Origin of the sequence: Salinivibrio costicola subsp. alcaliphilus, from assembly GCF_001996185.1 — a bacterium.
GTDB classification, from domain to species: Bacteria; Pseudomonadota; Gammaproteobacteria; order Enterobacterales; family Vibrionaceae; genus Salinivibrio; species Salinivibrio costicola.
Genome location: NZ_MUFR01000174.1, coordinates 1 through 336, shown reverse-complemented (window position 1 = coordinate 336; position 336 = coordinate 1). Strand labels below are relative to the sequence as shown.

General features: G+C 43.5%; 1 protein-coding gene. It reads right to left on the bottom strand.

What is annotated here, in order from left to right; all coding sequences use genetic code 11:
- On the bottom strand, nt 1-320 hold a 320-nt coding region (locus BZJ21_RS15750), incomplete at its 3' end, for a hypothetical protein (protein ID WP_131826368.1).
- Between the last annotated feature and the right edge of the window lie 16 nt (nt 321-336).

Sequence of the window (336 nt, the reverse complement as noted above, 5' to 3'; positions counted from 1 at the left end):
ATAACCTGATAAGAGCCGTCTTCTGACAAGTTTTCAACGTCTTTAAAGTTAGCAGTAGTGGCGTAGTCGTCTTTACCGCGCACTTTATAGGTGTATAGCTTCTTGTCGCCGTACTCTATGTCTGCGTTAGCTTTACCTAGTGAATTGTCAATCATTCGAGTAGCAACAGCTTTCAAGCTATCGCCGAAAGTCTCTTTCAGCCACTCGTCTAAAGACGCTTTACCTTTCTTCGCCTTTTCCTCTACTTTTTTCCATTCCTTGACTAACTTACCGCTTTTAGACAAACGCGCTATTTTTTGACGAACACGCTTGTCTGCCATACGGCCAGCAGTGTTT